Source organism: Cohaesibacter marisflavi (genome assembly GCF_900115225.1).
GTDB classification, from domain to species: domain Bacteria; phylum Pseudomonadota; class Alphaproteobacteria; order Rhizobiales; family Cohaesibacteraceae; genus Cohaesibacter; species Cohaesibacter marisflavi.
This window is the reverse complement of the sequence record NZ_FOVR01000039.1, coordinates 1-2,602: the sequence shown is the minus strand read 5'-3', so window position 1 is coordinate 2,602 and position 2,602 is coordinate 1. Positions and strand designations below refer to the sequence as shown.

Below are 2,602 nucleotides of genomic sequence, written 5' to 3'. Positions count from 1 at the left end.
CCTCGAAGATTGGTGGATTCGCGTAGCAACGACGATCCAATCAGATGCACCGCCAACTTTCAAATCCTCCAAACACCAGATTCACCTATAGCTCAGGTTACCAAGAGTGGGTGCCAAACCCCAAGAATCCGTCAGGATTCGATGCTGGGAAAAGAGTAGACACTAAAGGCAAGGCTCACACGAACAAAGACGGAACTAAAGTCCCAACCCCACATGTCCATGAGTCTAAAGAAAAAAATGTTCGTTCCGCAGAACCTGATGAACTTCCTAAATAACGAGAATTAATATGAATGTTTCAAAAATCGAAGCCTGGTTTAAAGATAGATGCGATGGGGATTGGGAACACCAAGGTGGCATTACAATAGAAACTACCGATAATCCAGGGTGGTATATTCTAATCGAGTTTGATGATCTCAAACATGGTGTTGATAGTACAATCAAAGAAAGAAACATTTTGCGATCAGATTCTGATTTTATAATGTTCAATTACCAGAAAGAAGCCCAATCATTAGAAATTTCATGTGGTGTAAACAACCTGTCAGAAGCATTGGAAATTTTCTTAGGTTTAGAGGATTAAAACAAACCTCTATCTGTCTAAATCTGTAGCACCAATTTCGAGGTACCGTTCAACAAGAGCATTATAGTGCTGTGTCCGTTATCAAATGAAATGGTACCAAGTTGGCTTCAAAGTAAGAGAGCATTTGTCTCATCTTCGCTTCCTTTGCTAGAGCTACGATGAGCCAAAATCCTCCTTTGTCAAATCAACCCAATCTGTCCCATAGGCGTTGAGACGGGACAGAAAATGAGCGAAGCAGAACCATTCTATCGGAAAGACGCTTTCCTGCCATTTGGAGGTAATTTTGGTGCGTCTGACATTGTTCCTTGGCTCAAAGAGAAAGGGGTGAGGTTTCTTTCAAATGACCAAGCCAACAAACTGAATCATGATCAACTTTTTGACTTACTCGTCACCCACCTCTGCGTATGGAACACTGTGGATCCAATCCCTAAGATCTCAGGTGATCTAACACACTATTTGATTCCATTCTCATTCGAAGATCAGGAAGAAATTTCATTTAACGGACAAAAGCTCTCTGAGCTCATTGAAAGTAAAATTAATGAAACGCTTCGACCCAAGAAGTTCATCGCTTCATGTGATCCAAGACACTTAATAGCGGTAGAAATACCAACCTTCTCCTATGACATTGTATCAAGCCTCGCGCAAAACGGCGGTGCGAATACACATTTCATTATCTTCGATGAGGGGCAGGATTTTTGGGTGACACTATGCCCTGAGTTTCCGTTCATTGTTATTTCAAAAAGAGAACCTATCGAAAAAAGTGAACTATTTGGTAAAAATCATTCGTTTTGGACCGATTATTTTAACAAAAATATTTCACAAGCGGCTCGTCTTTGCTCTCCTGACTTCCTCGACATGTTGAAAACAACATATATTTCTCGTGTTTTGAGATTGACGTAATCCTGCACAAAGCCATCTATCTTGAAACAGAACGGTTCGGAGGATTGCAGAAATAAACTGCATAGCAGTACCAATACGAAGTTTCTCACCGGGGCTATCGCCCTCCAGCCCCTGAAACCATCATTCAGATGGAACAAAGGCCTGTAATGCACTAACATTCAAAACGGACCACTCAAATGGGGCTGATCAGACTGACCTATGACGAAACACCACTTTGAGAACACCGATTGTTTTATTAAGCATGGGTGCCGTATATCCAGTTGGGATGTCGTTGTCTCGTCAGGATGGGTTCCTTCGGACCTAATTAAACAATCTAAAATTCCAAACTACCCTTACTACATCAGTCCTCTGAATGGTTATGTGAATCACGTAATTTGGGGGGGAAGCTATTCACAAGATTCGTACTCAATTAATGGAAAAACCATAGAGGCTCATTTTGAAATCCTGTTCTCGAGACATCCTGCAAAACTTCTAATCTTTTCGCTGAATATTAATGACCAGCTTGTGGTGGAGATAGAAAAATTCTCTTTTCATCTTGCTAGTGAATTTCAGGAATGGGCAGGCTTTGTACAACAATTTGCAGTCATAGATATTCAAAACAAAATTCTCATGATGAGAAATGATGAACTCGAATACATTCTGTACGCCCGCAACCATTCATTAACCAAGCATCCATTCGAAGGAGTATCAGATAAAGATCTATGCAGATCATTCTCTGAAGATGCAGTCGATTTTGCAAATTCAGTAATAGATTGCACGCGTAAACCTCATCTTAAATCTGAGATATTTCCTTTTACTCTAGAAAAAATGTGAACATTTTCGATTTTAGTGCATTCAGAGAATATCCGCCAGCTCCTGGGTAGTGTCAAAGATTTTTCGCACTTTGGTTTTCAGGCCACGGCTCCCTGTGATTGATTTTGCTCTGCGAAGAGCGGTTCCATGTTCATGTATTTTCGCGTTGACCACTTGCTGGCTGCGATATGCCTGAGCCTGGCCGCAGCCAGGTTCAGGCATGACTGCCCGTCTGGAAATGCCCCCACCACACGCGTGCGGCGTCTGATCTCCTTCATTGTGAATCGGCGTGCAAAATTGACCCACTTAGGTGGGTTATGAGCGAGTAAAATT

General features: G+C 41.8%; 3 protein-coding genes and 1 pseudogene. 3 read left to right on the top strand and 1 reads right to left on the bottom strand.

Annotation, left to right across the window (positions count from 1 at the left end):
* Positions 1–286 precede the first annotated feature (286 nt).
* From BM258_RS24180 to BM258_RS24170, 3 genes are all read left to right on the top strand, one after another.
* A complete protein-coding gene (locus tag BM258_RS24180) occupies positions 287–577 on the top strand; it encodes an Imm53 family immunity protein (protein ID WP_090075796.1) in 291 nt (96 codons plus the stop codon).
* 225 nt (positions 578–802) lie between these two features.
* The gene (locus BM258_RS24175) at positions 803–1,477 is read left to right on the top strand and encodes a hypothetical protein (protein ID WP_090075795.1); all 675 of its coding nucleotides are present in this window, start codon (positions 803–805) and stop codon (positions 1,475–1,477) included.
* A gap of 198 nt (positions 1,478–1,675) precedes the next feature.
* Positions 1,676–2,290: a hypothetical protein gene (locus BM258_RS24170; RefSeq protein WP_090075794.1), complete on the top strand. Its 615-nt coding sequence runs from the start codon at positions 1,676–1,678 to the stop codon at positions 2,288–2,290.
* Between the two features lie 77 nt (positions 2,291–2,367).
* Here BM258_RS24170 and BM258_RS24675 read toward each other — a convergent pair.
* Positions 2,368–2,602 (bottom strand): annotated as a pseudogene (locus BM258_RS24675) (hypothetical protein); the annotation flags it as partial.